Source organism: Sphingomonas paucimobilis NBRC 13935 (assembly GCF_000739895.2).
Lineage (GTDB): Bacteria > Pseudomonadota > Alphaproteobacteria > Sphingomonadales > Sphingomonadaceae > Sphingomonas > Sphingomonas paucimobilis.
In genome coordinates, this window is the sequence record NZ_BBJS01000072.1 from 2,501 (window position 1) to 5,720 (window position 3,220).

1 tRNA gene and 2 rRNA genes (1 of these 3 only partly in view) are annotated in these 3,220 nt (G+C 54.6%); all 3 read left to right on the forward strand.

Annotated features, from left to right (window positions below):
• A 23S ribosomal RNA gene (locus SP6_RS19800) occupies window positions 1–2,773 on the forward strand; it begins 46 nt to the left of the window's first position.
• Window positions 2,774–2,909: 136 nt separating this feature from the next.
• Window positions 2,910–3,024: ribosomal RNA gene (rrf, locus tag SP6_RS19805) — 5S ribosomal RNA — on the forward strand.
• 59 nt (window positions 3,025–3,083) lie between these two features.
• Window positions 3,084–3,160: transfer RNA gene (locus SP6_RS19810), tRNA-Met, on the forward strand.
• Window positions 3,161–3,220: the final 60 nt, after the last annotated feature.

Sequence of the window (3,220 nt, forward strand, 5' to 3'; positions counted from 1 at the left end):
CGATGAAGGACGTGGCACGCTGCGATAAGCGTCGGTGAGGTGTGAGCAACCTTTGACCCGACGATTTCCGAATGGGGAAACCCACCTATCCGTTTAATTAGCTGAGCCACTCGGTGGCACGCTGCGAAGCGTGTCACCGTGGGGCGCAGGTAGTTAGGCGGTTCAGGTATCTTGAGACTGAATCCATAGGTTTCGAGAAGCGAACCCGGTGAACTGAAACATCTCAGTAGCCGGAGGAAAAGACATCAACCGAGATTCCGTTAGTAGTGGCGAGCGAACGCGGACCAGGCCAGTGCCCATCATTCAAGTAGCAGAACACTCTGGAAAGTGTGGCCATAGCGGGTGACAGCCCCGTATGCGAAACTGATGTGATGGGACTCGAGTAGGGCGGGACACGTGTAATCCTGTCTGAACATGGGGGGACCACCCTCCAAGCCTAAATACTCGTACATGACCGATAGCGAACTAGTACCGTGAGGGAAAGGTGAAAAGCACCCCGATGAGGGGAGTGAAACAGTACCTGAAACGGATTGCCTACAAGCAGTAGGAGCCTCTTTATGGGGTGACTGCGTACCTCTTGCATAATGGGTCTGTGACTTAATGTTTCAAGCAAGCTTAAGCCGATAGGTGTAGGCGCAGCGAAAGCGAGTCTGAATAGGGCGACTTAGTTTGAAGTATTAGACCCGAAACCCGGCGATCTATGCATGACCAGGATGAAGGTGCGGTAACACGCACTGGAGGTCCGAACCGATTAACGTTGAAAAGTTACCGGATGAGTTGTGCTTAGGGGTGAAAGGCCAATCAAGCCGGGAAATAGCTGGTTCTCCGCGAAAACTATTGAGGTAGTGCCTCGAGCGGACACCATAGGGGGTAGAGCACTGGATGGTTGCGGGGGTCGCGAGATCTACCAATACTAACCAAACTCCGAATACCTATGAGTGATACTCGGGAGACAGACGGCGGGTGCTAAGGTCCGTCGTCAAAAGGGAAACAGCCCTGACCTACAGCTAAGGTCCCCAAGTCGTGTCTAAGTGGGAAAGCATGTGGAAATCCCAAAACAACCAGGAGGTTGGCTTAGAAGCAGCCATCCTTTAAAGAAAGCGTAACAGCTCACTGGTCTAAACAAGGGTTTCTGCGGCGAAGATGTAACGGGGCTCAAGACACGCACCGAAGCTTAGGGTGTGATCTTTGATCACGCGGTAGCGGAGCGTTCCGTAAGCCTGCGAAGCGATCTGGTAATGGGTCGTGGAGGTATCGGAAGTGCGAATGCAGACATGAGTAGCGATAAAGAGGGTGAGATGCCCTCTCGCCGAAAGACCAAGGGTTCCTGCGCAAGGCTAATCCGCGCAGGGTGAGCCGGCCCCTAAGACGAGCCCGAAGGGGGTAGTCGATGGGAACCACGTTAATATTCGTGGGCCTGGTGGTGTGTGACGGATCTCGTGTGTTGTACGTCCTTATCGGATTGGACGTGCCTCGAAGAGGTCCCGGGAAATAGCCCCACCGTATAGACCGTACCCGAAACCGACACAGGTGGTCAGGTAGAGTATACCAAGGCGCTTGAGAGAAGTGTCCTGAAGGAACTCGGCAAATTGCCTCCGTACCTTCGGAAGAAGGAGGCCCCATGTAAGCGCAAGCTCTCATGGGGGGCACAGGCCAGGGGGTAGCGACTGTTTAGCAAAAACACAGGGCTCTGCTAAGTCGGCTTCAAGACGACGTATAGGGCCTGACGCCTGCCCGGTGCCTGAAGGTTAAGTGGAGGAGTGCAAGCTCTGAAATGAAGCCCAGGTAAACGGCGGCCGTAACTATAACGGTCCTAAGGTAGCGAAATTCCTTGTCGGGTAAGTTCCGACCTGCACGAATGGCGTAACGACTTCCCCACTGTCTCCAGGACATGCTCAGCGAAATTGAATTCTCCGTGAAGATGCGGAGTACCCGCGGTTAGACGGAAAGACCCCGTGCACCTTTACTGCAGCTTCAGAGTGGCATTGGACAAGAACTGTGTAGCATAGGTGGGAGGCTTTGAAGCATTGGCGCCAGCCGATGTGGAGCCATAGGTGAAATACCACCCTGTTGTTGTTTAATGTCTAACCTCGTACCGTGAAACCGGTACAGGGACCCTCTGTGGCGGGTAGTTTGACTGGGGCGGTCGCCTCCTAAAGAGTAACGGAGGCGCGCGAAGGTTGGCTCAGGACGGTTGGAAACCGTCTGTTAGAGTGCAATGGCATAAGCCAGCCTGACTGCGAGACTGACAAGTCGAGCAGAGACGAAAGTCGGTCATAGTGATCCGGTGGTCCCTCGTGGAAGGGCCATCGCTCAACGGATAAAAGGTACGCCGGGGATAACAGGCTGATAACCCCCAAGAGCTCATATCGACGGGGTTGTTTGGCACCTCGATGTCGGCTCATCACATCCTGGGGCTGGAGCAGGTCCCAAGGGTTTGGCTGTTCGCCAATTAAAGTGGTACGTGAGCTGGGTTCAGAACGTCGCGAGACAGTTTGGTCCCTATCTGCCGTGGGCGTCGAAATTTGAGAGGAGTTGACCCTAGTACGAGAGGACCGGGTTGAACGTACCTCTGGTGTACCTGTCGTCGTGCCAACGGCGCAGCAGGGTAGCTATGTACGGACGGGATAACCGCTGAAAGCATCTAAGCGGGAAGCCTCCCTCAAGATAAGATTTCTCAGGACGGTCGAAGACCACGACCTTGATAGATCGGATGTGGAAGTGCGGTAACGCATGGAGCTAACCGATACTAATTGTCCTATTCGCGCTTGAGAGCTCCACACCCCCACCATCAGCCCTGGGCTAGATGGCAAAAGGGTCTGGTCAGCAAATCCAGCCAGTGCACGCATCGATTTTAAACCCAAACCCCCGCCCACAAGCGGGGGCACGTATTCTCGCAGACTCTATTGCCTGGTGGCCATAGCGTCGGTGTCCCACCCGATCCCATCCCGAACTCGGCCGTGAAACCCGACTGCGCCAATGGTACTACTGCTCAAGCAGTGGAAGAGTAGGGCGTCGCCAGGCATTACAGTCTGCGAAAATACAAAAACCCATTCACTTGTCCTTGCCCCTATACCCAGTGTCGCGGGGTGGAGCAGCCCGGTAGCTCGTCAGGCTCATAACCTGAAGGCCGCAGGTTCAAATCCTGCCCCCGCAACCAACTCAACAACAACCAAACCGTCTCAGGATCTCCCGAGACGGCTTTTTTATGCCTTTTTCC